At 40.3% G+C, this 25,313-nt stretch carries 23 protein-coding genes and 1 pseudogene; 15 read left to right on the forward strand and 9 right to left on the reverse strand.

Annotated elements, in window-relative coordinates; genetic code table 11:
* The first annotated feature begins 130 nt into the window (after positions 1 to 130).
* A complete protein-coding gene (locus tag KG708_RS06950; RefSeq protein WP_213608705.1) occupies positions 131 to 1,291 on the forward strand; it encodes a M23 family metallopeptidase in 1,161 nt (386 codons plus the stop codon).
* Positions 1,281 to 1,763 carry a polymer-forming cytoskeletal protein gene (locus KG708_RS06955; RefSeq protein WP_213608706.1) on the forward strand — a complete coding sequence of 161 codons (483 nt, stop codon included), beginning with the start codon at positions 1,281 to 1,283 and terminating at the stop codon, positions 1,761 to 1,763. The genes KG708_RS06950 and KG708_RS06955 overlap by 11 nt, the downstream gene beginning before the upstream one ends.
* Positions 1,764 to 1,842: 79 nt before the next feature.
* Here KG708_RS06955 and KG708_RS06960 read toward each other — a convergent pair whose 3' ends face one another.
* Complete coding sequence (locus KG708_RS06960) at positions 1,843 to 2,316, reverse strand: hotdog fold domain-containing protein (RefSeq protein WP_213608707.1); 474 nt, start codon at positions 2,314 to 2,316, stop codon at positions 1,843 to 1,845.
* A 184-nt stretch (positions 2,317 to 2,500) separates the two neighbouring features.
* Between KG708_RS06960 and KG708_RS06965 the strand changes: the two genes are divergently transcribed.
* The 3 genes from KG708_RS06965 to KG708_RS06975 all read left to right on the forward strand — a co-directional run bounded on the left by KG708_RS06965 (position 2,501) and on the right by KG708_RS06975 (position 4,909).
* Positions 2,501 to 3,676, forward strand: coding sequence for a multidrug effflux MFS transporter (locus KG708_RS06965; RefSeq protein ID WP_213608708.1), 1,176 nt, complete (start codon positions 2,501 to 2,503; stop codon positions 3,674 to 3,676).
* 120 nt (positions 3,677 to 3,796) lie between these two features.
* A complete protein-coding gene (locus KG708_RS06970) occupies positions 3,797 to 4,429 on the forward strand; it encodes a LysE family translocator (protein WP_213608709.1) in 633 nt (210 codons plus the stop codon).
* A gap of 15 nt (positions 4,430 to 4,444) precedes the next feature.
* Positions 4,445 to 4,909, forward strand: a complete 465-nt coding sequence (locus tag KG708_RS06975) for a methylglyoxal synthase (RefSeq protein WP_024602847.1) — start codon at positions 4,445 to 4,447, stop codon at positions 4,907 to 4,909.
* 4 nt (positions 4,910 to 4,913) lie between these two features.
* Here KG708_RS06975 and yegD read toward each other — a convergent pair whose 3' ends face one another.
* The 6 genes and pseudogenes from yegD to KG708_RS07005 all read right to left on the reverse strand — a co-directional run bounded on the left by yegD (position 4,914) and on the right by KG708_RS07005 (position 11,484).
* The gene (yegD, locus tag KG708_RS06980; protein ID WP_213608710.1) at positions 4,914 to 6,278 is read right to left on the reverse strand and encodes a molecular chaperone; all 1,365 of its coding nucleotides are present in this window, start codon (positions 6,276 to 6,278) and stop codon (positions 4,914 to 4,916) included.
* A gap of 79 nt (positions 6,279 to 6,357) precedes the next feature.
* Positions 6,358 to 7,200 carry a DNA ligase gene (locus KG708_RS06985; RefSeq protein ID WP_213608711.1) on the reverse strand — a complete coding sequence of 281 codons (843 nt, stop codon included), beginning with the start codon at positions 7,198 to 7,200 and terminating at the stop codon, positions 6,358 to 6,360.
* Positions 7,201 to 7,240: 40 nt separating this feature from the next.
* Positions 7,241 to 7,485, reverse strand: a pseudogene (locus KG708_RS06990) (HAD-IA family hydrolase); the annotation flags it as partial.
* Between the two features lie 98 nt (positions 7,486 to 7,583).
* Positions 7,584 to 7,883, reverse strand: a complete 300-nt coding sequence (locus tag KG708_RS06995) for a hypothetical protein (protein ID WP_024602851.1) — start codon at positions 7,881 to 7,883, stop codon at positions 7,584 to 7,586.
* Positions 7,884 to 7,999: 116 nt separating this feature from the next.
* Complete coding sequence (locus tag KG708_RS07000; protein WP_213608712.1) at positions 8,000 to 10,264, reverse strand: TonB-dependent receptor; 2,265 nt, start codon at positions 10,262 to 10,264, stop codon at positions 8,000 to 8,002.
* Positions 10,265 to 10,611: 347 nt separating this feature from the next.
* Positions 10,612 to 11,484: a mechanosensitive ion channel domain-containing protein gene (locus tag KG708_RS07005; RefSeq protein ID WP_213608713.1), complete on the reverse strand. Its 873-nt coding sequence runs from the start codon at positions 11,482 to 11,484 to the stop codon at positions 10,612 to 10,614.
* 333 nt (positions 11,485 to 11,817) lie between these two features.
* Here KG708_RS07005 and KG708_RS07010 point away from each other — a divergent pair, with 333 nt between their 5' ends.
* The 3 genes from KG708_RS07010 (at position 11,818) to KG708_RS07020 (ending at position 16,258) form a co-directional block, all read left to right on the forward strand.
* The gene (locus KG708_RS07010) at positions 11,818 to 13,953 is read left to right on the forward strand and encodes a M3 family metallopeptidase (RefSeq protein ID WP_213608714.1); all 2,136 of its coding nucleotides are present in this window, start codon (positions 11,818 to 11,820) and stop codon (positions 13,951 to 13,953) included.
* Between the two features lie 112 nt (positions 13,954 to 14,065).
* Positions 14,066 to 14,914, forward strand: coding sequence for a DMT family transporter (locus KG708_RS07015; protein WP_213608715.1), 849 nt, complete (start codon positions 14,066 to 14,068; stop codon positions 14,912 to 14,914).
* A gap of 63 nt (positions 14,915 to 14,977) precedes the next feature.
* Positions 14,978 to 16,258 carry a glycerophosphodiester phosphodiesterase family protein gene (locus KG708_RS07020; protein WP_213608716.1) on the forward strand — a complete coding sequence of 427 codons (1,281 nt, stop codon included), beginning with the start codon at positions 14,978 to 14,980 and terminating at the stop codon, positions 16,256 to 16,258.
* Here the strand turns inward: KG708_RS07020 and KG708_RS07025 are convergent.
* Positions 16,255 to 17,178, reverse strand: a complete 924-nt coding sequence (locus tag KG708_RS07025) for a LysR family transcriptional regulator (RefSeq protein ID WP_213608717.1) — start codon at positions 17,176 to 17,178, stop codon at positions 16,255 to 16,257. The genes KG708_RS07020 and KG708_RS07025 overlap by 4 nt on opposite strands.
* Before the next feature lie 156 nt (positions 17,179 to 17,334).
* Between KG708_RS07025 and KG708_RS07030 the strand changes: the two genes are divergently transcribed.
* From KG708_RS07030 to KG708_RS07045, 4 genes are all read left to right on the forward strand, one after another.
* Complete coding sequence (locus KG708_RS07030; protein ID WP_213608718.1) at positions 17,335 to 18,018, forward strand: type 1 glutamine amidotransferase domain-containing protein; 684 nt, start codon at positions 17,335 to 17,337, stop codon at positions 18,016 to 18,018.
* A 115-nt stretch (positions 18,019 to 18,133) separates the two neighbouring features.
* The gene (locus KG708_RS07035) at positions 18,134 to 18,739 is read left to right on the forward strand and encodes a rhomboid family intramembrane serine protease (protein WP_213608719.1); all 606 of its coding nucleotides are present in this window, start codon (positions 18,134 to 18,136) and stop codon (positions 18,737 to 18,739) included.
* A 24-nt stretch (positions 18,740 to 18,763) separates the two neighbouring features.
* Positions 18,764 to 19,606: a glutathione-dependent disulfide-bond oxidoreductase gene (gene yghU / locus KG708_RS07040; RefSeq protein ID WP_213608720.1), complete on the forward strand. Its 843-nt coding sequence runs from the start codon at positions 18,764 to 18,766 to the stop codon at positions 19,604 to 19,606.
* 178 nt (positions 19,607 to 19,784) lie between these two features.
* Entirely contained in the window at positions 19,785 to 21,086 is a 1,302-nt protein-coding gene (locus KG708_RS07045) for an MFS transporter (protein ID WP_213608721.1), read from the forward strand.
* An 18-nt stretch (positions 21,087 to 21,104) separates the two neighbouring features.
* Here the strand turns inward: KG708_RS07045 and KG708_RS07050 are convergent, their stop codons facing one another.
* Positions 21,105 to 21,713, reverse strand: a complete 609-nt coding sequence (locus KG708_RS07050) for a flavin reductase family protein (RefSeq protein WP_213608722.1) — start codon at positions 21,711 to 21,713, stop codon at positions 21,105 to 21,107.
* Between the two features lie 102 nt (positions 21,714 to 21,815).
* On the opposite strand from KG708_RS07050, the gene KG708_RS07055 reads away from it, so the two are divergent.
* The 3 genes from KG708_RS07055 to KG708_RS07065 all read left to right on the forward strand — a co-directional run bounded on the left by KG708_RS07055 (position 21,816) and on the right by KG708_RS07065 (position 24,924).
* On the forward strand, positions 21,816 to 23,345 hold the full coding sequence (locus tag KG708_RS07055) for a deoxyribodipyrimidine photo-lyase (protein WP_213608723.1): 1,530 nt from the start codon (positions 21,816 to 21,818) through the stop codon (positions 23,343 to 23,345).
* Between the two features lie 2 nt (positions 23,346 to 23,347).
* On the forward strand, positions 23,348 to 23,482 hold the full coding sequence (locus tag KG708_RS07060) for a DUF2256 domain-containing protein (RefSeq protein WP_010391223.1): 135 nt from the start codon (positions 23,348 to 23,350) through the stop codon (positions 23,480 to 23,482).
* A gap of 284 nt (positions 23,483 to 23,766) precedes the next feature.
* Positions 23,767 to 24,924 (forward strand): N(5)-(carboxyethyl)ornithine synthase, encoded by a 1,158-nt coding sequence (locus tag KG708_RS07065; protein ID WP_213608724.1) that lies wholly within the window; start codon positions 23,767 to 23,769, stop codon positions 24,922 to 24,924.
* The last annotated feature ends 389 nt before the right edge of the window (positions 24,925 to 25,313 follow it).

Raw genomic sequence — 25,313 nt, forward strand, 5'->3', positions numbered from 1 at the left:
TAAACTAGAAAAAAAGAGTGGCCGAATAAGCCGCTCTTTTTTATTAATTAAACCATAGTTACAATTTTTTTCTGGCTTTTTTAGTTCAAATTGCTATCTTGGGTTCGTTAATAGCCAGTATATATGTGACATGTCTGTATTCATAAAATCTTTTTTTCATAAAAACTTCCCAGCTCGTCAGCTGCTAATTCGCCAAAATGGCGAAGTTAAGCATGTAGTTTTGGCGCCATGGTTACAAGTTTCTGTACTCACTATTATTATCACCGCTATTGTGTGGATAAGTGTGTCTAGTATTCGTGTATATATGCAAACACACCAAATATCACATATCGAACAAATTCAACTTGATAAGCAAGTACAGTGGCAGCAAAAAGTAAAGCAGCAGCAACGCTACGCATTACAACAAGAACAGTTAGCTGAACTAGAACAAAAACAAGCTTTACTACAAGGTATGATTGAATCATTGCCTGCTTCTATTAGCAAAGACGCAATAAAATTAGAGGGTGAGCTTGACTCCTCCTCTATAAATGAGAGCGGGAGCGAATTCCATGAGCCGCTCGAAGACGACAAGTCACAAAACAAACATGCCCACAATAACGCCACCAGTTTTGAGCAGCGCTATACTTTACTAAATGAACAATACGATACTAATTTTACCTTATTAGCTGCGCAAATTAATCAACGCCACGACGCTATTTTAGAGATATTGCAAGACACAGGTCTCGAAAATGCACTTGCACAGCACCTCGCATTAGCGGCACAAACAACGGCGCAAGGTGGCCCGCTGGACATACTTGATGAAAGTAAAATACCCAATACATTTTTAATGATTGCCGATAAGTTGCTTGTTTTAAATCAGCTAGAAAACTTTTTAACAGCCTTGCCGAACACATTACCCTTACCTGCCACAAAATATTATATTTCGAGCAATTTTGGGCTTAGAAAAGATCCCATGAACAAAAGGCGCGCTTTTCACAAAGGCATTGATTTAGCAGGGTGGCATAATACAGAGATATCTGCCCCAGCGGATGCCACGGTGCGTCGAGCAGGACGTAATGGTGGCTATGGTAATTTTATAGAACTAGAACATAAAAATGGCGTTGTAACGCGCTTTGGTCACTTAAACAAAATTAATGTTAAAAAAGGCCAAGTTGTTGCAAAGCACGATGTCATTGGTTTAATGGGCAGTACCGGAAGAAGTACAAGTACTCATTTACACTATGAAGTATTAATAGACGACAAGCATGTCAATCCACTAAAAATAACAAAGGCGCTTTCTCGTGTTTGGTAAAAATAAACAAGCAAAAACAGACTCGTCACTTAAACGAGTGAGTCACACTCCCTCAATTATCTCTAACGATGTGCGTATTACGGGCTCTTTAGTTAGCCAGGGTGAAGTGCAACTCGATGGACGTATTGACGGTGATATTAAAGCTGAACATTTAGTTATCGGCTCCTCCGGTATTGTTGAAGGCGTTGTAGAGGCTAGCAGCGTTGTTGTTAAAGGAAAAATCATAGGCTCTTTAAATGCAAGCGAAGTGAAGATCGAAAATAATGCCCATGTACTTGGCGATATTTTTCATGACACGCTAAGCATAGAAGCCGGTTCGATTATTGAAGGAAGTTTAAAGCAGCGCTTTGAAAAAGAAGTCATTGAACATGCTAAAGATAAACCAAAACCGGTTAACGATGTAAAAGCCATTGTTGATAATGAAGACAGTGGCCTTTCGTTTGTAAACAAGCAACCTGCGGCTAAAAGCTAGTCACATTACTAAAAAATGGTTTAGTCAAAAAACTAAACCATTGTTTTTAATGCTTTTTATAAAAACTATAATTTAACTATTACTTCTTGTTTGTGATGTACATGGTTATATCTGCAGTAAACACCAACTCATTTCGGGTATTGTAAAGCTTTACCGGCACCACTAAATCTTCTTTATCTATCCATTGATGCGGTAACTCAATTTCAGCAATCGCGGTAACGTCTGTATCTACCTTAGCTAAATATTGTACTGTCATACCTTTAGGTATCCAGCGGTGTGTTTTGTGCGGTACCGTCGCATCCACCATCACTCCCGCACACAGCTCAGCCAAATTACATTGAGCAATCGCATGAATTGTTCCAATATGATTATGTACACGGCGTGTGTTTTTAACCACAGCACTACAGTGCCCTGCTTTTAAATCTAAAATAGTGGGTTTCATAGAGCCAAAATAAGGTGCCTTGAAACACACGGCTTTACTGAAAAGCCAGTTACCGCATGGCCACTTTTTAAATTTATGCCATGTTTTTATTAATGCAGACTCATTACTCATTATTATTTTTCCATTGTCTTTGCTTAAAAAGCAAATTAACACATCGGATCAGTTTAAAGAAGTGTGATACTTAAACAAAAATAATCATAATAAGGTTAAAAGTAGGTAACTTGGCTGATACATAGGCCATAAGCCCTTTCTTTTTCATCAGTCGCCACTTAAAATACCGACAAAAGGAGACCTGATGCATACACAGCCCGCTAATCCCAATTTTACTTTATTACTTATCTTAGCGTTACTCGTCATTTTTTGTCCGATGGGCATTGATATTTACCTACCTGCCTTTCCCACTATCGCAGAGCAATTCTCAGTGAGCGAAAAGCAGGTGCAGCAAACGGTGGCTATTTTTATGCTTACTGTTGGTTTGGGACAATTAATTGCAGGTCCACTCGCTGATCGTTTTGGCAGAAAGCCCGTTGCCTTAACTGGGGTCGCTTTGTATGGACTGGCGGCATTGGGTGCATATTATGCTCCTAGCTTTTTAGTACTGATGTTTGCTCGTGCTATTCAAGGGTTAGGCGCGTGCGCTACCTTTGTTGTCGCTTTTGCAATAGTAAGAGATAAGTTTGGTGGTGAACGCAGTGGCCAAATAATTACCTACCTAAACGGTATCGTTTGCTTTATTCCAGCATTAGCGCCCATTTTAGGTGCTTGGCTAACCGTACAGTTTGGTTGGCAAATGAACTTTCTATTTTTAACCGGTTTTGCCTTACTGGGTTTTATTATCACGTTATTCCTATTTAGAGAAACACGACCGGCAGACAGTCATTACCAAGGGCATATTTTAGACTTAAGACGCTTTTTCCCCATCATTTCAACCCCATTATTTTTATTTAATAGCTTGTTATGTATGGTCACTATGTCAGCCATATTGGTGTTTGTAACACTGGCTCCTGGTTGGCTCATTACTGAATTAGGTGGCAGCGTAGCCGACTTTACCTTTTGGTTCTCGCTCAATGCGGTGCTTAGTATTCTTGCTAGTTTTATTATGCCCATTTACATTAAGCGTCAACCTAGAAGAGCACTCAAAATTGGCCTTATATTATTAATAGGTGCCGGCTCACTAATGTTGTTACTAAGCCAACATAAAACACCATTAGCATTAATGATCCCTATGTTCATTGCTGCATTTGGGTTTGCTTTAACACTTGGCTCTGCGGCTGGGCGTGCTTTGAGCTTATTCCCAAAACAAGCAGGTACAGCCTCTGCTCTGTTAGGTGCAATGCAAATGAGTGGAGCAAGCCTATTGGTTTTTATTACTCAAGACTTAAACTTATCAACCCCGGAGCTTATTGGTACACACTTTTTATTATTAATTCCTTTTTCATACTTACTGTTTAAAAAAGCTAAGTATTCTTAATGAACGAGTGTGAATATAGCTATTATAAAGTTGCTATAAACCGGGCGGACACAATGTCCGCTTTTTATTTTTGTATTGCCTTGATAACATTCACTACCATCTTCTTTCGAACCCAATGTAATGATCAATCCTGATTTTTTACTTTCATTTTTACTCGCCAGTTTTCTTATGGCGGTCGCCCCAGGACCATCAAATGCGTTTTTAATGGCGCAAACATTTGCTAATGGGCGAAAAGCAGGTATGCAAAGTGCGTTTGGATTTGCTTTAGGTGGCGTTGTACATACATTTTTTGCAGTTGTCGGTTTAAGTGCATTGTTAAAAGCCTCTGAAACCGCCTATGTCAGTGTACAATATGCAGGCGCAGCCTATTTGTGTTATTTGGGTTTCATGATGCTTAAAGACACATTTATGCCACCATCTTGTGAGCAAAGCGATAAACCGCATGTTACAACCAATAAAAACAAAAATGTCATGTTTCAAGCTATGATGACCGAAGTACTTAATCCTAAGGTGGCTTTGTTTTTTATTGCTTTTATCCCGCAATTTGTTGACCCTAGCTTGTCATCTGCAACCTTTCAGCTGGCGTTTTTTGGGCTACTGTATCCAATCTTTGCTTTTCCGATTGACTGCACGTATATTTATTTCGGCGATAAAATAGCTCAATTTTTTAGAAATCACCCAAATAGCCAGCTCTGGATTGATAGGTTCACAGGCATTGTATTTATTGCCTTGGCTATCAATTTATTACTCTAACTAATAAGAATCAGCATGGATCAAAAAATACAATCTCTACCTGCGCAAAAAAATATAGCCTTAGTAGCACATGACGGCAAAAAAGCCGCGCTTAAGTTATGGTGCGAAAAACATAAGGCCATTCTAAGTAAACACACTTTATATGGCACAGGGACTACTGGGCATTTAATTGAGAAAACAACAGGGCTTGATGTTATTCAATTATTAAGTGGCCCTATGGGCGGCGATCAACAACTCGGGGCGAAAATAGCGGAGCATGAAATACATGTATTAGTCTTTTTTTGGGACCCTTTAGCCTCACAACCTCATGATCCCGATGTTAAAGCTCTGCTACGTTTAGCTGCTGTGTGGAATATTCCTGTGGCGTGTAATGAAGTGAGTGCCGATATGCTACTTAGCTCACCATTAATGGATATAGAGCTTGAGCGAACATTGCCAGATTACGAAAAATACCTCGCAACCCGACAAATATCTCTATAGCAGCTTACTTATAAAGCATGCTGGCCCATTTAGTAAGGCCAGCAGTTACACTACCAAAGTGATCACCGTTCACCATTTTTATGTTGCCTAGATGCTCACTCAACGCCGCTTTAATTAATGGAGACTGTGCACTCCCCCCAGTTAAATAAATCACATCGGGAGTGGTATTCGCATCAGTAATTGCCTGTTTAGCCAAGGTAACAATCTGACTAATGCTATCGTCAACAGCAAGCGCTAAATCAGCGACTGAAATATATTTGCTTAATGAGTTATCTAAAAAGGCTAAATCACAATTAAAACTATTTGCAGATGTTAATGCAATTTTAGCCGCTTCAGCTTGTTGAACTAATTGGTGACCTTGCTTATTTTGCTGTAAGTTAATAAGTCGTTTATAAAGTTCAGGGGCGCTGACATCGCGTAACTGCGCACTGAGTTCACGATAATGCTGAGCACTATAAAACTGGCTTTGTAAATTCACATCGTTTATTTTACACGCTTGCCAAAATGGTTGGTTAGGGAGCGGTAAACCCGATTTAAACCTACTGCCAAGCCCGAGTAACGGCATTAAACCATGGTAACTCAAAGCAATATCTAAATCGTTTCCGCCTACACGTTTACCACTGTGAGATAAAAAATCGCTATCGCGCTGGCTATTTCCTCTAAAGCTTGGTCCCATTCGAACAAATGAGCAGTCACTGGTACCACCACCAATATCAATCACCAATACTTTTTGGTCTTGCGTTAAATCACTTTCATAATCAATCCCAGCTGCAAGTGGCTCATATAAAAATTCAACATCTTTAAAACCCGCTCGGTTTGCCGCGCGTGTTAAAATGCCCACGGCTTGTTGGTTTGACTGCTCACCGCCAACCGCTTGAAAATTCACTGGGCGCCCAATAACAGTTTGGCTCAGCGTATATCCTAACGATGATTCAGCACGTTGTTTTATTTTTAAAATCATTGCAGTGGCAATATCTTCAAAAAAATTGATTTGCCCTTGCTTTAAGCCAGTAGCGCCAAAAAATGATTTAGGGGATTTTACAAAATAACCTTCTTCAGGAAATTGCACATACTCGCTAATCGCCTCACGGCCAATGAATAGGGTGACGTCGCCGGCTTGTAAGTCTAGGTCTGATTTAATTCGCGGGAGTGTATTAAGTAAGGGTTGGCGCGCGGTTTTATAGGTATGCTCATGCTCTGAGCCCTGCAAATGCTGCGCAACAAAATCAACGACTAAGGCGCTATGATGAGTGTATAAAGTTGATGGAAGATAATGTTTGCCTTGCTCTAAAGGGATGAGCTGAACACGCTCTTCGTTTAAAACACCCATAGCACAATTAGAGCTACCATAATCAAAACCAACAAACATAGATCACCAAACATTACCAAAAAGGCAGCGCAATTTAGCATAATTGCTAAAAAATATATACTGAATTGACCTACACTCTTTATTTTTCGGGTCTTTCTCTTAAAAAGCTAGCAAAACGCGGTAAACCATTTTTAGTGTACCCGTGGTATCGATAAGTGATTATTGAACCAATGGCTGGCGGACGCTTGCGTTCTTCATCACTAAAGCCCGTGCCAATAGAAAAGGTTACGCCTTGCTTGGTTTGCACTCGCAGTGCCCCGAGCATACCTGTGTATTTACCTTTACCTGGTAAATGTTCAATAACTAGCGCTTCAGCATCCAAATAAGGTTTGAGTTTTAACAATGCACTAGAGCGGCCACTGGTATGTTTAGCCTCTGCTAAATGAAGCATAACGCCCTCCCCGCCTTGTTTAGTCACCTTATTAAAATAATCGCTTAGTTGCTGATTATCACTAAATTGATATTGTTTTACCGCCTTGATGTGAGGACTATTTAGCTGAGTAATAAGTGACAGGTAATTTTGATAGCGACGATGAAAAGGCGTGCTTGTATCTGGCATATCAAACACCTGATAAGTAATTGTTTGCCACTGTTTATCATTAGGTACTTTTGTTCTTACAATACCACTGAGAACAGAGAATTGGCCTCGCTTGGTCCATAATTCACCGTCTAACCACACATCAGGCAAAGGAGTGGTAAACCACTTAGGGGAATTTATAGGATTGCCATTACGGGTAACAAATTGTTTCCCCGTCCAAATAGCTCTAACTCCATCAAACTTTTCACTGACTAAGTATTGGCGAATGTCTTCATGCTTAGTTTCATCGTAAACATGAGCGAGTTGAACTTGCGGCGATTGCGCATTTAAACAAACACTAAATAGTATTAGCAACGTAACTAAAGAGGTTTTAATTTTCACCATCTCTGCATCCATGCAAATTTAAACATAACTTAAACTATAGTTAAGATTTAAGCCATTGCCAAAATTCTTCTAGATTATGCATTTGTCATGTTGCTTGGTATGATTATTGGCAATCGCTACAACAGCTAAGGCTGCATTATTTGCTGCTGTTACGCCAGTAAAGGTATCTTCAACGGCAATCGCACTTTGTGCAGCGACCTTTATAGTTTTAAGCGCTAATAAATAAAGATCACCAGCAGGCTTTGGATTGGTTACATCGTCTTTAGTTACCACCGTATCAAATAATACCGCTTCAATAGACATACTTTCTCCTTGTTGTTTAGCTGTTTAGCCCATGCCCTGAATATTAAAAAAGGTGCCTAAGCACCTTTCATTAATTTGTGTTACTCAGTCAAGCCTGCAGGTGGCTCAGCATAAGCGTCTTCACCGGTGTCCACATCAACTAACTCGTAACCACGGGCTTTGCGCATCACTTTAAGTACGGGTTTTTCAAATGCGGTTTTTAAGCGCTCAGCATCATCTTTTAGCTCATCTAACGTGGTACCAAACGGTGCTGCACCGGTTTCTGACCAGTTAGTTACTTTACCGTTTAGGTTATATTCCACTTCATGTATTTGATATTGCGCCGCTTCATCTTTGGTTGCTTCACAAAAAATTACACGGTAATTCCAAAATCCAGCCATTACTTTTTCTCTTTAATAAACATATGAGCGCTACTTTAGCAGCTCTACAAAAATAGAAAAAGCCTACACATGGTAGGCTTTTGTCATTAAATACAATTTAACGTTAATTTAATCGATTAGAAAAAGTTAACTTTAAATTCAGCACCGATATAACGCTCTTCGTTAACCATTGCTGTGTTGTTGTTGAAATCAACACCACCAATTGCTTGTTGCTCGTCAAATAGGTTACGCACGAATGCTGATACTTCATATTCGTAGTCGCCTTGTGCCCATGCATAACCAGCACGTAGGCCTACTTCTGTTAGTGGCTTACCTTCAAACTCAACTGATTCATATAAGAAAAAGTCAATTTCACTACGATAAGACACATCAGCGTAAGTGAAGAATTCACCTTCAGCGAGTTCTTTAGTGTAACGAAGTGTGATGTTAGAGATCCACTCTGGAGCATGCGGTAAGCTGTTACCATCTAAGATTGCTTGGCCGCCGCTATTGATAGGATCTGTAACTGTACACTGAGCACACACTGCAACTGATAAGTCTTTGTCTTTTAGCTCGGTTTTATTGTAGCTTAAGTTAAAGGTGGCATTTAGCTCATCCGTTAACACCCATTCAGAATCAATTTCGAAACCGTAGCCAGTTGTTTTATCCGCATTTAATAAACGGTTAAAGTTGGCACCACCACCTACAGCTGTTAGCTGTTGGTCGTCCATGGTGTAATAAAATACTGTTGCGTTAACACGGCCTTGGCCATCTAACACGTCAGATTTAATACCTGTTTCAAACGAGGTAACAGTCTCTGAATCAGCAACGGTTACTTCATCACCAAATAAAATACGACCCTGAATACTTGGTGCACGGAAACTGTTAGCAATACGACCATACCAGTTTACGTCATCGTTGATTTTGTAGTTAGCCGATAAATCCCAGCTTACGTGATCATCGCTTACATTTTTTTCAATATAAGTCGCAGCACCACCAATTGGGCTAAGCGTACGATTTGCTGAGAACTCTTTCTCATCGTCAGAGTAACGCAGGCCTGCTGTTACTTTTAAATCATCAGTAATGGTGTAGTCAACTGAGCCGAACACAGCCCATGCTTTAGTGTCTTGCTGTTGGCTAACAAACCCATTTAATGCCCCAGCTGGTGCTGAGAAAGTATCATAGCTAAAGTTTTCGATAGTTAACGCTTCGTCAAAGTAAAAAACACCCACTTGGTAGTTTACATCACCAGCAAAGTTGCTTGATAAACGTAACTCTTGCGTATATTGGTCTTGGTCTGGAATACCATCAGCACTTTCTGAAGAGAAAGGAATAAGGCCTGGGCCCATATAATCTGGGATATAAACCGCACCGTAACCACCATCAATGTCTGCACGAGAGTAAATTTCTGCACTTTCCCAACCAGAGATTGAAGTCACTGTGTGGTTAGCTAAGTCCCACTCAAGTTTGAGGCTTGCACCTTGTGATTCCACTTGTTGCGTCGCACGCGATGCTGCATCATGGTAAACCACATCATTTTCAAAATCATCAACTAAGTCGTTAGTGCCAGGCTTGATAGTATTGGCACGAAAGGCAATTGGAGAGCCATCTAAATCACGAACATGATAGTTAAATAATCCAGTAAACTCGTCACCTTCATATAAAAATTGAATACGTGCAGCTTGTTCAGTGTAACCACCTAAGGCATCTTTTTGTTCAAAGCCCGGTGCGCGATTATCAATGTAATCGTCTTTGTCTTGCCAAAGTACTGAAACACGCGTTGATAAACGGTCTGTTAATGAACCACCAACTGCGCCTTCAAAATCAACTGCGCCACGGCTACCGTATGATACAGAGCCATAACCTTCGAATTCTTGACTTGGTTTAACGGTATCAAATTTAACTAGACCAGCTGGCGTATTACGGCCGAACAACGTACCTTGTGGGCCACGAAGCACTTCAACACGGGCTACGTCAAATACAGGGAAACCTTTTAAAATGGCATTTTCTTGTACAATTTCATCAACCACCAGTGACACAGGCTGTGAAGCATTCAAATCGAAATCAGTGTTACCTAGACCACGTACATAAAAGCGTGGGAATGAACGGCCAAATGAAGATTCAATAGATAAACTTGGGATTTTCGCATTCATAAAGCGAATATCCATACCCGCTGAGCTATAAGCATCTAAACTGTCGCCTTGCAGGGCTGAAACAGCAACAGGTACTTCTTGAGCGTTTTCTACTCGTTTACGAGCAGTTACTTGAATAACTTCTAGTTGGTTCTTCTTAGCAGTGGTTTCTTGCTCAGCAGCTACGGCTGAAATTGAAGTACCTGCTACGGCAGAGAACAACGTTGCATTGATAAGGGTTGCTAACGTAGATCTTTTCATTGCTTTCATGTCGGGGTTAACCTTTTTAGTGCACTCTTGTTCAACGGTTGATGTGTTGCGTAATTAAATGATTACGGATTCAGTCAATTTTTCGCGACTTGCTCTATGCGGCGCGGACCTTATTACCGAGAGTACAAAAACGGCATAAATAAGGCTGACTGAATGCGCGAGATTATACCATGCTGTAATTAATTTACCGCATACTGAGCGTTAAAAATATAAACTTATTTTTAACACTTAACCGCACTATCCCGACTTTTAGTGTACTTTTAGCAACAAAAACACCAAAAAGCGGACATATGTCCTTGCTATCATCTGCTAAAAAACGAATCACATAAAGCGCTACTTTTTAGATACTACTTTTTCACTAAAGAACGCGTAAATGCAATTTCACCATCAATATGAATATCTCGCTGGGGAAATGCAATAACCACATTATGCTGCTCAAACACCGCATAAATATTAAAGCGAATATCACTACGCACTTGCCTTAAACGAGCTTCAGATTCAGCGCATACCCAAAAAATAGCACTAAAAACTAATGAGCTATCAGCAAAGTCATCAAATAGCACGGTTGATTGAGGTGAAGTTAATATTGCTTTATGCTCATCTAACACTTGCTGAATTAACTTTTTAACCAGTAATACATCAGAGCCATAAGCCACCCCAACACTCACCGATGAGCGCGCATTGTTATCAATTAAGGTCCAGTTTGTAACCGTGTTTTCTAATAACTGACTATTTGGGATTAACATATGCACCCCGTCGTTTCTGCGAACTCGAGTAGAACGCGTATTAATAGTTTCAACCACTCCCTTTGCAGTGCCGACTTCTAAAAAATCACCAATACGAATTGGACGCTCCCACATTAATATCCAACCACTAATAAAGTTATTAATAATATTTTGCGCACCGAAGCCCACACCAATGGCAATGGCACCCGATACAAAGGCAAATGCGGTTAGTGGAATGTTGAGCACCTCAAGGGAGGTAAAAAGTAAAATCGCAATGCTCAAAATGAAATAAAAGCGAGTGAACAAAAGCACGGCATCAGGGCTCATTTTTTGTGCAAGTAGTGACTTTTTAATTAATTTACCAATACGTGTAACCACAAACCACATAGTAAATAAAATCAGCGGGACTTGAATAACTTTGGCAGCGGTAATATGTACGTCGTTATAACTAAACAGCACAAAACCTAGTATGTCGTTAATTTGTTCTATATTCATGATTATTCCATGTAAAAATAAGCTAGCAGTCAATAAATACTAATAATTGAGTGAGTCTAGCATGTGGTTAAATTAAATAAGTAACAGTCTGTTTAAAAATAATGACGGTAATCCAACCGTTATTGCATCGTGTCGACATGCTTACATTGACCTTGGGGTAATTTGGGCTGTTTACTGCTGTTTTTATCTACTAAAGCTGTTTTTGCAATCTAATTTTCGTTTAAATCCCACTTTAAATCGATAAACTTTGTTGTATATGTGTCAAAATTTGGTAAGTTAACTGTGTTTTCGACTCGAAAAGCCTATTTCGGCTATTTTTTCTATGGAGTTATTATGCGTAAAACACTAATTGCCACTACGATTGCGAGTGCACTTTTATTATCTGCCTGCTCTTCTGAGAGCACTAAAGAAACAACACAAGAATCCGCAACGCAAGTTCAAGACATTAACGCAAGCAATGTATTATTTAAACCAAGCCCACTTCAATACATGGCACCTGAGTTTGATAAGTTTGGTACGACTGAATACGAAGCCGCATTTGATGCCGGTATTGCACAGCACAATGCAGAAATACTGGCAATTGCCAACAACCCAGCGCCAGCCACTTTTGAAAACACGTTAGTTGAAATGGAACTGGCGGGCGAGCTATTAAATCGTGCATCAGCTGCGTTTTATAATCTATCAGGCCTTATTTCAAATGATGAATATCAACGTATTGATAAAAAAATGGCGCCGGTTTTCTCAGCTCACTCTGATGACATTTATTTAAACGGTGCATTGTTTAAACGTGTACAAACGGTATACGACAATAAAGATAAACTAAGCGCTGAAGATCAACGCCTAGTTGATTTTTATTACAAAAAATTTGTAAACGCCGGTGCAAAATTAAACGATGCTGAAAAAGTAAAAATGCGTGAAATCAACGCTGAGCTTGCAAAACTATCAACTGAGTTTTCTCAAAACGTATTAAAATCGTTTAAAGAAGATGTCATTATGGTTACTGATAAAAGCAAACTTGCTGGTTTATCTGAAGGTGAAATTGCCGGCCTTGCTGCCGCAGCTAAAAAAGCGGGTAAAGATGGTTACATGATCACGCTTGTAAATACAACGCAACAGCCAATATTAGCAAGCCTAGAGAACCGTGAACTACGCGAGCAAATTTTTAAAGCATCAACACAACGTGCAGCCGAAAATAACGGCCCTGTCATTATTAAACAAACCAACTTACGCGCTCAAAAAGCTGAATTGTTAGGCTTCAAAGATTGGGCATCTTATGTAATGACTTCGCGCATGGCGCAAACTACTGATAATGTGTACGGCATTTTAGATGATTTAGCACCAAAAGCCGTTGAAAAAGCAAAAGCAGAAGCACAAGCCATTCAAAAAGTAATTAATGATTCGGGTGAAAGCTTTGAACTTAAAGCATGGGATTGGTCTTTCTACGCTGAAAAAGTTCGCGCTGAAAAATATGACCTAGATCCAGCCTTAGTTAAGCCTTACTTTGAAATGCAATCGGTTATTCATAACGGTCTATTCTTTGCTATGGAAAAGCTCTACGGCATTACCTTCAAAGAACGTAACGACTTACCTGTATACCACGAAGATGTAACCGTATTTGAAGTATTTAACGAGGATAACAGTGCGATTGGCTTATTTTACATGGACCCTTATGCACGTGAAGGTAAGCGTGGCGGTGCATGGATGAGTGCATACGTAAGTCAGAGCGGCTTAAAAGGCACAAAACCGGTTATTTATAACGCACAAAATATTCCAAAACCTGCCGAGGGCGAACCAACGCTAATGACGTTTGATGAAGTATCAACATTATTTCATGAATTTGGTCATGCGGCGCACGGTTTATTCTCTGACGTTAAATACCCAAGCCTTGCAGGTACAGCAACCGCTCGTGATTTTGTTGAATTTCCATCACAAGCACACGAAGATTGGATGATTGAGCCAACGGTACTCGCTAACTACGCTAAACATTACAAAACAGGTGAGCCAATTCCTCAAGCATTACTTGATAAAGTACTTGAGTCACAAAAGTTCAACCAAGGTTTTGGTACCACTGAATATTTGGCAGCTGCACTACTGGATATGAAATGGCATTCTTTTGGCTCTGATAAAAAAATAGCCGATGTACAGCAGTTTGAAGCTGATGCATTAAAAGCACATGGCATTGATTACTACCCTGTGCCACCGCGTTATAAATCAAACTACTTTAGCCATACCTTTGCAGGTGGTTATTCAGCCGGTTACTACGCTTACTTATGGACTGAAGTATTTGCAGCTGACGCCTTCGCACATATGGAAAACAACGGTGGCCTAACGCGTGAAAATGGCGATAAGTTCCGTAAAGAAATTCTATCGAAAGGTAACAGCCGCGACTTAATGCAAAGCTACATTGAGTTTAGAGGTCAAAAACCAACTACCGATGCATTACTTAAGCGCCGTGGTTTAGTAGATTAATTAAAAAACACATTAATTAACTGATATAAAAGCCCGCTTGCGGGCTTTTATTGTTTATAGAACAATCTATAACAGATAAACTGACACCATTACTTAAAACAAGATAAGTGTTATGGGCTATTTATTTGCAGTTACCCTTCTTTGGGCCTTCTCGTTTAGTTTAATTGGTGTGTACTTAGCAGGCCAAGTTGACGCGTGGTTTAGTGTGTTAATTCGTGTTACCTTAGCCACTTTAGTGTTTTTGCCTTTTTTAAAGAAAACCCCTACTCCACTTGCCTGCAAACTCATGTTAATTGGTGCACTGCAACTGGGTATTATGTATGGCTTTTATTATCACTCATTTTTGTTTTTAAGTGTGCCTGAAGTACTGTTATTTACGGTAATGACACCGCTTTACATTACCTTATTAAACGATGCGTTAAATAGGCAATTTAACTGGCAATTTTTTATCGTTGCGTTTATTGCAGTGTTAGGCGCCATTACTATTCGTTACGAAAACTTAGACAGTCATTTCTTAGTTGGATTATTACTGGTTCAAGGCGCTAATATTAGTTTTGCCACGGGGCAAGTAACCTACAAACGCTTAATGGTTAACCAAAAGCTTGATGATAAAACCGTTTTTGGCTGGTTTTTTATTGGCGCACTGATTGTTGCAACGCTCTGCTTTGGTCTGTTTGGCAATATGCATAAATTACCGAGTAATTTTACCCAATGGAGCATCCTAATTTACTTAGGGAGTGTAGCATCTGGCTTGGGGTACTTTTTATGGAATAAAGGCGCTACCCTTGTTAATGTTGGCGCACTGGCAGTAATGAACAATCTACTTATTCCAGCAGGTATTATTGTTAACGTTGTTATTTGGAATAGAGATGCTGATATTTTTAGGTTGAGTACAGGTGCCGCTATTATGCTATTTGCATTAATAGTTAATCACATAATGACAAAGAAAAAATTAATATGATTGTCGTCTAAATGTCATTGAATATGTTTAAAGTAAACGCTTATTTTTTGTTAAGGACAAACAATGAAGCGATCCACCAAATTGCTGTTGAGCGGTTTATTAAGTGTACTTGCTGGCTGTAATGATGACATAAAGAAAGTTGAATTATTAAACTCTCACAGTAACGCAACTCAAAAGACACATTTTCAATTAGGAACCCGCCCTTTCTATTTAGTTGATAAAATGCCCCCAAGTCAATTAAAAACGAAACTAGCGTCGTGTAAAGAGGGGCCTTTTTATCGTACTGACTTTTCAATTGGCCACCGTGGCGCTCCACTGCAATACCCAGAGCACACTAAAGAGTCTTATGTTGCAGCTGCACGCATGGGGGCAGGCATTTTAGAATGCGATGTAACCTTTACCAAAGATAAAGAGCTCGTGTGCCGTCACTCACAATGCGACTTACATACAACCACTAATATATTAGCGGTTCCTGAACTCGCCGCTAAGTGCAGTGAGCCATTCACCCCGGCAGATCCTCACAACGGTATACCTGCCACTGCAAAATGCTGTACTAGTGATATAAGCTTGGCAGAGTTTTTAACCCTTGAGGGCAAAATGGACGCTGCAAACACCCAAGCAACCAGCGTTTCTGAATATTTAAAAGGCACACCAAGCTGGCGCACTGACTTATACGCAAGCTCAGGTACACTTATGACCCACAAACAAAGTATTGCACTTTTTAAAGAGTTGGGCGTAAAAATGACTCCAGAACTTAAATCGCCGGATGTTTCTATGCCTTTTAACGGCATGACACAAGCGCAATACGCGCAAAAAATGCTAGACGAATACACGCAAATGGGAGTCCCTGCTGAGCGTGTTTATCCACAATCGTTTATTCTAGAGGATGTAAAATACTGGATCAATTCCAACCCAGAGTTTGCCGATAAAAGTATTTATCTAGATGGCCGTGATAGCGACGCAGATTTTGACCCTAACACACCACTGACATGGCAACCGAGTATGGCGGAGCTGGTTAACGATGGTGTAAAAATTATTGCCCCACCAATGTGGATGCTTTTGACCATAGATAACGACAGTAATATTACTCCTTCGCAGTACGCCATTGATGCCAAAGCAGCAGGGCTTGATATTATTACATGGAGTCTTGAACGTTCTGGATCATTAAATAATGGGGGAGGTTATTACTATCAATCAATTAGTGATGTTATTAATAATGACGGCGATATATTTACTGTGGTTGATGTTTTAGCACAAGAAGTTGGGGTGATAGGTATATTTTCTGATTGGCCCGCCACTGTAAGCTACTACGCCAGCTGTAATAATATGCCAGCAAGTATTTAAACACTTTTATACATATTTCCAACAGCATGCTGCTTAACAAAATACGCTTTTAAATAATCAATAAATAAACGTAGCTTTTTAGATCCCGCCGCCCCAGGCGGGAATACCCCATAAAGCTCAATATCTTTGCTTTTATACTCATCGAGTATTATTTCCAACAAACCTGCTTGTACTTTGGGCAAGGCATCGTAAAGCGGAACACGACCGATTCCATGCCCTGCCTCCACAAACGCAGTACGTGCCGCCGCGTTATTGGTGCTTATACTACCGTGCATTGTAATATCAAACTTTTTACCCTCTTTTTGCAAGGTCAACGTTTTACTGCCTAATTGATAAACCACCCATTGATGCTTTGCTAACTCACCGGGTGTGGTGGGTTTACCAAAATGCACAAAATAATCGGGCGCGCCACAAATACAGGTTCCCATGGTGGCGAGTTTAGTTGCCTGTAAATTAGAATCGCGCAGTGCAACCCCTCTAATTGCAAAATCAAACCCGTGTTTAATAATATCCACAACGTCATCCGTGAGCTGTAAATCTATGTCAATTTTAGGGTATTGGCGCTTAAAAGTGTTTATTGCCGGTACAATTAACTGCATCCCCACGTTTACTGGGCAGCTTATTTTTAATAGCCCTTGGGGTTCATTTTTTATATTTTCTATTTGCTGATTAGCGGCATTAGCTTGCTCGGTAATAACACGGCAACGCTCATAATAGGCCATGCCAGCTTCGGTTAATGCCATGGTGCGGGTAGAGCGGTTAAGTAGCGTCACCTCAAGCTGGGTTTCTAATTTTTTTAAGTGATAACTCGCTACAGCACGGGTCAGCCCTAATTGTTTTGCCGCTGCAGTTAAGCTGCCCTGCTCTACAATTTGTGCAAATACCACCATACTTTTTAACTGTTCAAACGAGACTTTCATAGGTGCTCCAATGCGGTTTTAACTTCAACCCTCTCATTGTATCAATTATTGAATCAATTAAGTTAAATTTATCATCGTTGTTTAAAGCTCTCTTAGTGCATATAGTGTTTATCAAGCAAGATTAATTAATTTAAATCATCATAAGGAATACCTTACATGGCTAAAAAAATACTAATGGTTCTTACATCACATGCAGAGCTTGGTAACACAGGCGAAAAAACTGGTTTTTGGGTAGAAGAATTTGCAGCCCCTTATTACGCATTTGTTGATGCAGGTATTGAAGTAACATTGGCTTCTCCAAACGGCGGTCAGCCACCGATTGACCCAACCAGTACACTTGCTGATTTTCAAACTGATGCAACCAAACGTTACGATGCAGACAGTGCCGCACAAGCGCTTATGGCCAACACCAACGTATTAAGTGAAGTAAATTCTTCTGATTACGACGCCGTATTCTACCCAGGTGGCCACGGTCCTTTATGGGATTTAGTCGATAACACCGATTCAGTATCGCTCATTGAAAGCTTTATTAAAGAGCAAAAGCCAGTCGCTGGCGTGTGTCATGCAAGTGCGGTATTTTTAAATGTTAAAGACGCTGATGGCAATGCATTAGTCGCCGGTAAAAAAGTAACGGGCTTTACTAACAGCGAAGAAGCTGCTGTACAACTAACTGACATTGTGCCGTTTTTAGTTGAAGACGAACTCATCAAAAAAGGTGGCGATTACCAAAAAACCGACGACTGGGGCGTACTTGCTCTAGAAGATGGTTTATTGATCACCGGTCAAAACCCAGCAAGCTCAGAGCTTGCAGCTAAAAAGCTACTTACCAAGCTTGGTTAATCGTAATTAACCAACATTCAAAAGCACAGTTTAATCACTGTGCTTTTTTAATTGCTTTTCATTACCTAATACACTTCCTATACTGGCAACACTTTCGGTAAATTAGGATCACACTATGGGCACTAAGCCAAACACGCTTTCACTTATTACCAGTACCCGCTTTGCAATTTTTAGCATTATTATTATTTGTTTTGCGTTACAGCTTATTAATAGCCTACCGGGCATTAATTTAAATGGATTAGGTATTTATCCACGCAGTATTCAAGGGCTAATTGGTATTTTATGCGCTCCCTTTTTACATGCTAGCTGGTGGCATTTTGCCAGTAATATGTTGCCATTTGCAGTATTAAGCTGGTTAATTTGTCAGTACAGCGTGCAACGCTTTTATAGCGTGTTTGTATTTACCGCCTTAGTAGGTGGCTTATTAGTTTGGATGTTCGCTCGTAGCAATATTCATGTAGGTTTAAGCGGTGTTATTTATGGTTTGTGGGGTTTTATATTGTGTTATGGCATTGTAAGACGTTCCTTTAAATCGATTTTCATTGCCGTTATTGTCGCCTTTTTATACAGTGGCTTTATTTGGGGCGTATTACCACAGCGTGTACATATCTCGTTTGAAAGTCATTTGTTTGGTGCATTAAGTGGATTGTTTTTAGGGTATAAACTAGCAAAAGCAGATAAATTAAAAGATCAGCGAGCAGCGACTAAAACACGCGTTTAATTATTTATAAGACAGAGGTTATTTATGAGTGAAAACAACGAATACATCCCGCCTAAAGTATGGACATGGGACAATGAAAGTGGTGGTCAATTTGCTAATATAAACCGTCCCATTGCCGGCGCTACTCATGACAAAACATTACCTATTGGCAAACACCCTTTTCAACTTTACTCGCTGGCAACACCCAATGGCCAAAAAGTTAGCATTATGTTTGAAGAGCTTTTAGAGCTTGGTTTAACCGATGCCGAATACGATGCGTATTTAATTAATATTGGTGAAGGCGATCAATTTGGCTCTGACTTTGTTGATATAAACCCGAACTCAAAAATCCCCGCGCTAATGGATCATTCAACCACACCACCAACACGCATATTTGAGTCAGGTGCTATTTTACAATACCTAGGCGAAAAATTTGATGCCTTTATTCCTAACGATCTCAAAGCAAAAACAGAGTGTCGTAACTGGCTATTTTGGCAAATGGGCTCAGCACCTTACTTAGGTGGTGGGTTTGGCCACTTTTACAGTTATGCACCGAGTAAAATGCAATACCCGATTGACCGCTTTACCATGGAAACTAAGCGCCAGCTTGATGTACTAAACCGCCATTTAAGTGACAATGAATACATGGCAGGCAGTGAATATTCAATTGCCGACATTGCTATTTGGCCGTGGTATGGCTCACTGGTTTTAGGTGACCTATACGACGCGGCAGAGTTTTTAGATGTGGCTTCTTACACTCACGTTATGCGCTGGGCTAAACAAGTGGCTGCACGCCCTGGCGTAAAACGAGGTCGTCGCGTTAATCGTACGTGGGGTCCAGAAGAAGAGCAAATGGCAGAGCGCCACACTGCCCAAGACTTTAAATAAAAGTCAAAACAGTTCAAGAAGCCAGCTGCTTAGCTGGCTTTTTGTGTGTTTAAAAACATTTATTGTTATGCTTAAATGCAAAACGCCATGCCGTATTCATCTAGGCGCAAAAGTAGAAAAGTTAATCATATCATTTTAATATAGCTAAATATTTATACCGATAGCGCAGTCATTAATTGTGAAAAAACTGACAAAAGAACAAATTTATAAACGTTTAAACAATGAAGAAGACGCCCGTGCCTGCAAAGCCATTGACGATAACGCCTGCCAAGAAGTGCCCGGTAATTTTATTATTTTACTGCTAAGCCAGCTATTTAGTAAGTTTGCTGATGCACTTCTCAATCCTAAAATAACCCTACCTTGGTTAATGCAAAGCTTAAATGTACCAGCGAGTTTTATTGCTTGGTTAGTACCAATAAGAGAGTCTGGCTCCATGCTACCGCAATTAGCCATTGCCAGTTTTGTACGAAAACTCCCTATCCGCAAATGGGTGTGGGTGAGTGGCGCTGTTGTGCAATCTTTATGTATTTTAGCCATAGTTGGTGTCGCATTTACACTTGAGGGCAAGCTTGCGGGTTACGCCATTATTGGTTTATTAATTTTATTTAGCTTAGCTAGAGGGTTTAACTCGGTAGCCGCAAAAGATGTGCTCGGAAAAGTTATTCCTAAGCAGCAACGCGGTAATATTAGTGGCTTAGCTGCCAGTATTGCCGGTTTTGCTACTTTAACTTTTGGCCTCATAATGTGGTTTTTTTCACAGCAAAAAGATCAAGATACGGTGATCATTGCCTTATTGCTTGGTGTACTTATGTGGATCATTGCCGCATTCTTTTATTCGCAAATTAAAGAATACAGCGGGGCTACAGAAGGGGCTAACAATGGACTTTTACACGCCTTATCTAAATTGAAAATACTTTATAAAGATAAACAATTTGCCCATTTTGTTATTACCCGCGCACTACTTTTATGCTCAGCGCTAAGTGCCCCTTTTTATATAGTTCTAGCCAGTCAACAGTCGTTTGAATTCTCTCTGCTTGCTACTTTTATTGCCGTTTCTGGTTTTGCTAGTTTAGTCTCCGCGCCCATTTGGGGCAGGCTCAGTGATTTGTCCAGCCAGCGTGTTTTAGTGCTTAGCGCTATATTAGTCACATTTAATGGCTTAGCCGTATTTGTTATTGCCACTTGGTATAGCGCACTACTGCTAAATTGGTGGGTTATGCCTATATTGTATTTCTTACTCTCAGTTGCACACCAAGGCGTGCGTTTAGGGCGTAAAACTTACCTTGTTGATATGGCTGAGGGCAATAAACGCACCGATTATGTATCGGTAAGTAACACGGTAATTGGGGTGTTATTACTACTTCTAGGCAGCATTGGTTTACTCGAGGCTTTTTTATCAACTGCTGAGCTAATTTTACTTTACAGCACCCTTGGTTTTTTAGGTGCCATAAGTGCATTCTTTTTACCACAAACCGAATAATCGGTTACCAACATTGCTTTATAACTGTGGGCGCTTTAGTGCAAATTTGTCTTTCGTGGTACTAAAATAATCGCCGCCCATTTTACCTACTGCATCTAAACGCGTCGGATCTATGTAACCATTTACCAACGTAGCGTCATCGACAAAAATTCCCACAACATCTAAGAGCATCATTTTGCCACCGCTTGGCTCATCTGAAATAGTGATCACCTCTCGCAACTTACATTCGTAGCGCACTTTTGACGCAGCAACACTTGGCACACTGACTAATTGGCTGGGGGTACGCTGTATATTTGCAGCATCAAATTCACTCACATCACGTGGATAGTTAGCGCAGCTTTGGTTCATTTGATCAACAAGCGCGTGGCTAACAATATTAACCACGCACTCTTTGGTAGCGAGTAAATTATTTAACGTATCTTTATTTGCATTATCGCGAGGGTTTACCTGCATTACGCTTAAAACCGGCGGGTTACAACTAGCAACAGTAAAAAACGAATAAGGCGCAATATTAGCAACCCCCTCTTCACTTAACGTACTTACCCAAGCAATCGGTCTTGGGCTTATACCGCCTACTAAGTAGCTATAAACAGAGTGGTTGCTATTATCGGTTAAATCTAAAAACATGGTTTCTCACTTTTAATCTTAAAAAACTAAATCGGAAAATCGCTACGCTGCGTACAAGTTAAATAATTACTTCATAGCATTTTTAAATAATACATTGAATCCATGCGCATAAAAATAAACATAGTCTGGTTTAAACGTGACTTACGGCTAAGTGATCATCAGCCTTTAAAAAATGCGTTTAGTAACGGCCTGCCTACCCTCTTAATTTATAATTTCGAACCTTTACTGCTTAACGATGCGCATTACAACGAGCGGCATTGGCGCTTTGTATATCAATCTATTTGCGACTTAAACACTCAGTTAGCTCGCTTTAATAGCCGCGTGTATATATTTAATGAAGACATGCAAACCCTGCTTGAATCGCTTCACTCACAGTTTGAAATCACAAACCTCTTTAGCCACCAAGAAATAGGGCTAAACAACACCTTTGAGCGTGACATAGCAATTAAAGCCTGGTGCCAACACCATCATATTAATTGGTTAGAGTCGCCAACCGGGGCTGTGATACGTGGCAAAAGAAATCGCAGTAATTGGAACGAGCGCTGGCAACAAACCATGCAAGCACCTATTGCTATACCTAATTGGAAGCAAATAAAACCACTTACCCTTACTGGTTATCAAACACCTATACTGCCGAGCCCCTACACGCAAGATAATGAACATTTTCAGCACGGGGGCCCTCGACTTGCCCGTGAAGTAATGCAAAGCTTTTTTGCTGAACGCGGTAAGGGTTATCAAAAAGGAATATCCAGCCCAAGCTTAAGCCGTACGCATTGCTCTAGGTTATCGCCCTATTTAGCGTGGGGAAATATCAGCCTGAGGCAAGTGTACCAAATGGCGATTGACGCATACCATAGCACTTCTGCTGATAAAAAAGGGTGGAAGCGCCCGCTTGCCGCGTTTGTATCGCGCTTGCATTGGCATTGCCATTTTATGCAAAAGTTTGAAAGCGAGTGTACCATGGAGTTTAAGGCGCTAAATCCGGGGTATCATGCATTTCCATATCGTGATGACGCCCAGGTTACTAGCGATATTGAACGCTGGGCACAAGGGCAAACCGGTATTCCTATTATTGATGCCTGCATGCGCTGCTTAAAAGCCACCGGTTATATTAATTTTAGAATGCGCGCTATGCTGGTTAGCTTTGTAACGCATCATTTAAACATTAGCTGGCAACAGGCAAGTTTCCCGCTGGCTAATTACTTTTTAGACTTTGAACCGGGGATTCATTACCCGCAAATTCAAATGCAAGCCTCTGTCACCGGTATTAATACCATTCGTCATTACAACCCTATTAAGCAATCGGAGGATCAAGACCCAACCGGTGCGTTTATAAAAAAATGGTGCCCCGAACTTGAAAAGCTCCCCATTGAATATTTACATCAACCTTGGGAACAAACGCCCATGGAAGCACTATTTAACGACTTTAAACTAGGTGAAGATTACCCTGAGCCGATGCTTGATTTAACCACCGCCTCAAAAGAAGCCCGCGAACGGCTATGGCAATACCGAGAGCGGCCCGATGTAAAACGCGCCATAGGTAAAATCCTTAAAAAACACGTGGCTCCGACTCAAAAGGTTACCCGTGTAAAACGCAAAACTCGCAGTAACAGTAATAAAGAGAACACCTAATTATGGCGCACAAAAAACTTAACTTACCGCAAAAAATTTGCCCAGTATGCAATAAGCCGTTTGCGTGGCGTAAAAAGTGGCAACGAGATTGGGATAACGTTATTTATTGCTCAGAGCGCTGCAAACGCAGCAAATAGCCGCTTATAAAAACCAATACACGCATATTCGCTTTAATCTCAGTTTATATCTTACATACCTGTTATAGTGGTTAACGTTTCAACTTGTTATTCAATGCAAGTTAACACTCTACCCTCTGCCTGCTCAACATTCATTAAACCTAGCACAGCTAATTAAAAGAACATTACCAAGCCTTATTTTTTACAGCCATGGCGTGAGCTTGCCTGTAAAACCTCTCTTTGTTTGTTAGCGATGTAGCATTATTCGTTTATAAACTCAGCATACTTTAATCAAAGGAAATAGCATGAGTGAATTAACTATTGGCGTAATTGGAACATCACGTAAAACAGATGAAAGACGCTACCCTATTCATCCTGCGCATTTAATGCGCATACCTGAAAAACTCAGAAAAAAAATGATTTTTGAGCAAGGTTATGGCGCGGCATTTAATATGGGCGACGAAGACGTTGCAGCACTGACAGGCGGCATTGCTACCCGTAGTGACATTTTAACTCAACTAGGCACCGTGATTATTGCCAAACCAGTGCTTGCTGATTTACAAGAGCTTAAAAAAGGCGGCACAATTTGGGGCTATGTACATTGCGTGCAACAACAAGCCATTACCCAAGCCGCCCTTGATAGAAAACTCACTCTTATTGCTTTTGAAGACATGTTTGTGTGGTCACCACAAGGCAATGTTGGGCGCCATACTTTTTACAAAAACAATGAAATGGCAGGTTATTGTGCGGTATTACACGCACTGCAACTAAAAGGGATTGATGGGCATTATGGCAATCAACGTAAAACCATTATTTTTAGCTTTGGCGCTGTTAGTCGAGGCGCTATTTATGCATTAAAAGCCCATGGTTTTAGGGATATAACGATTTGCATACAACGCCCCGATCATGAAGTACGTGAAGAAGTACTTGATTGTCATTATGTGAAAATACGTCCAGGTATTGAAGGCGAAGCCCGTATGATGGTAGTGGAACACGATGGGTCGCAGCGCCCGCTTACTGAGCTTATTAGTGAAGCTGACATTATTGTTAATGGCACTTACCAAGAAACCGCAAACCCCGTTAATTTTGTAATTGAATCTGAAGCCGATTGCTTAAAACCTAATAGCCTTATAATAGATGTAAGTTGTGATGAAGGGATGGGGTTCTTTTTTGCAAAGCCAACAACATTTAAACACCCAATGTTTAGCTATAAAACTATTGATTATTACGCGGTTGATCATACCCCTAGTTACTTATGGGAAAGTGCAACGCGCTCTATTTCTGCCGCGCTCATTGTATACTTACCGACTGTTTTAGCCGGCCCAGCGCAATGGCAAAAAGACGACACCATTCGCCGCGCTATCAATATTGAACATGGAATTATAAAAAACAAGGCTATTTTAGCGTTTCAAAACCGTGAAAGTACGCCGCCTTACCGCCTGCAAATAGCCAATAATACCTAACTTTAAATAACACTTAAACGTAACGTAAGTATTGTTTATTAAATTATCTGGCTTCTATTTTGCACCTATCTATATAAATACGCTTTTTAGCGCGTTTTACCCTGTCGTGTTTACAACTTTTTGCAAACACGACACGGTATGGCTAATTAACCTAAAAAGCCCCTCAACAAGGAGAACGTAATGACATTCAAAAAACGGCACGTTCAACAGACTCTGGTGATATTAAAAAGGTAAAGGTTATATCCTAAAGTATCCCCAAAACTAGTTTAAATATTTCAACAGGTTATGTTTTTAAAGAAATTTACAGAGTGAGGGAACATTCATGGTGTTTTGTGATCTTATGAATCGCTAAAAACAACAGACCTAAACACCATGAATGCTTTCACTAT

It is taken from the genome of Pseudoalteromonas sp. (genome assembly GCF_018402495.1).
Lineage (GTDB): Bacteria > Pseudomonadota > Gammaproteobacteria > Enterobacterales > Alteromonadaceae > Pseudoalteromonas.

Bases quoted from the DNA above. Each gene is read 5' to 3' on its own strand.
- KG708_RS06950 (WP_213608705.1), top strand. From the start codon at position 131: ATGTCTGTATTCATAAAATCTTTTTTTCATAAAAACTTCCCAGCTCGT.
- KG708_RS06960 (WP_213608707.1), bottom strand. From the start codon at position 2,316: ATGAGTAATGAGTCTGCATTAATAAAAACATGGCATAAATTTAAAAAG.
- KG708_RS06965 (WP_213608708.1), top strand. From the start codon at position 2,501: ATGCATACACAGCCCGCTAATCCCAATTTTACTTTATTACTTATCTTA.
- KG708_RS06970 (WP_213608709.1), top strand. From the start codon at position 3,797: ATGATCAATCCTGATTTTTTACTTTCATTTTTACTCGCCAGTTTTCTT.
- KG708_RS06975 (WP_024602847.1), top strand. From the start codon at position 4,445: ATGGATCAAAAAATACAATCTCTACCTGCGCAAAAAAATATAGCCTTA.
- yegD (WP_213608710.1), bottom strand. From the start codon at position 6,278: ATGTTTGTTGGTTTTGATTATGGTAGCTCTAATTGTGCTATGGGTGTT.
- KG708_RS06985 (WP_213608711.1), bottom strand. From the start codon at position 7,200: ATGGTGAAAATTAAAACCTCTTTAGTTACGTTGCTAATACTATTTAGT.
- KG708_RS06995 (WP_024602851.1), bottom strand. From the start codon at position 7,883: ATGGCTGGATTTTGGAATTACCGTGTAATTTTTTGTGAAGCAACCAAA.
- KG708_RS07000 (WP_213608712.1), bottom strand. From the start codon at position 10,264: ATGAAAGCAATGAAAAGATCTACGTTAGCAACCCTTATCAATGCAACG.
- KG708_RS07005 (WP_213608713.1), bottom strand. From the start codon at position 11,484: ATGAATATAGAACAAATTAACGACATACTAGGTTTTGTGCTGTTTAGT.
- KG708_RS07010 (WP_213608714.1), top strand. From the start codon at position 11,818: ATGCGTAAAACACTAATTGCCACTACGATTGCGAGTGCACTTTTATTA.
- KG708_RS07015 (WP_213608715.1), top strand. From the start codon at position 14,066: ATGGGCTATTTATTTGCAGTTACCCTTCTTTGGGCCTTCTCGTTTAGT.
- KG708_RS07020 (WP_213608716.1), top strand. From the start codon at position 14,978: ATGAAGCGATCCACCAAATTGCTGTTGAGCGGTTTATTAAGTGTACTT.
- KG708_RS07025 (WP_213608717.1), bottom strand. From the start codon at position 17,178: ATGAAAGTCTCGTTTGAACAGTTAAAAAGTATGGTGGTATTTGCACAA.
- KG708_RS07030 (WP_213608718.1), top strand. From the start codon at position 17,335: ATGGCTAAAAAAATACTAATGGTTCTTACATCACATGCAGAGCTTGGT.
- KG708_RS07035 (WP_213608719.1), top strand. From the start codon at position 18,134: ATGGGCACTAAGCCAAACACGCTTTCACTTATTACCAGTACCCGCTTT.
- yghU (WP_213608720.1), top strand. From the start codon at position 18,764: ATGAGTGAAAACAACGAATACATCCCGCCTAAAGTATGGACATGGGAC.
- KG708_RS07050 (WP_213608722.1), bottom strand. From the start codon at position 21,713: ATGTTTTTAGATTTAACCGATAATAGCAACCACTCTGTTTATAGCTAC.
- KG708_RS07055 (WP_213608723.1), top strand. From the start codon at position 21,816: ATGCGCATAAAAATAAACATAGTCTGGTTTAAACGTGACTTACGGCTA.
- KG708_RS07060 (WP_010391223.1), top strand. From the start codon at position 23,348: ATGGCGCACAAAAAACTTAACTTACCGCAAAAAATTTGCCCAGTATGC.
- KG708_RS07065 (WP_213608724.1), top strand. From the start codon at position 23,767: ATGAGTGAATTAACTATTGGCGTAATTGGAACATCACGTAAAACAGAT.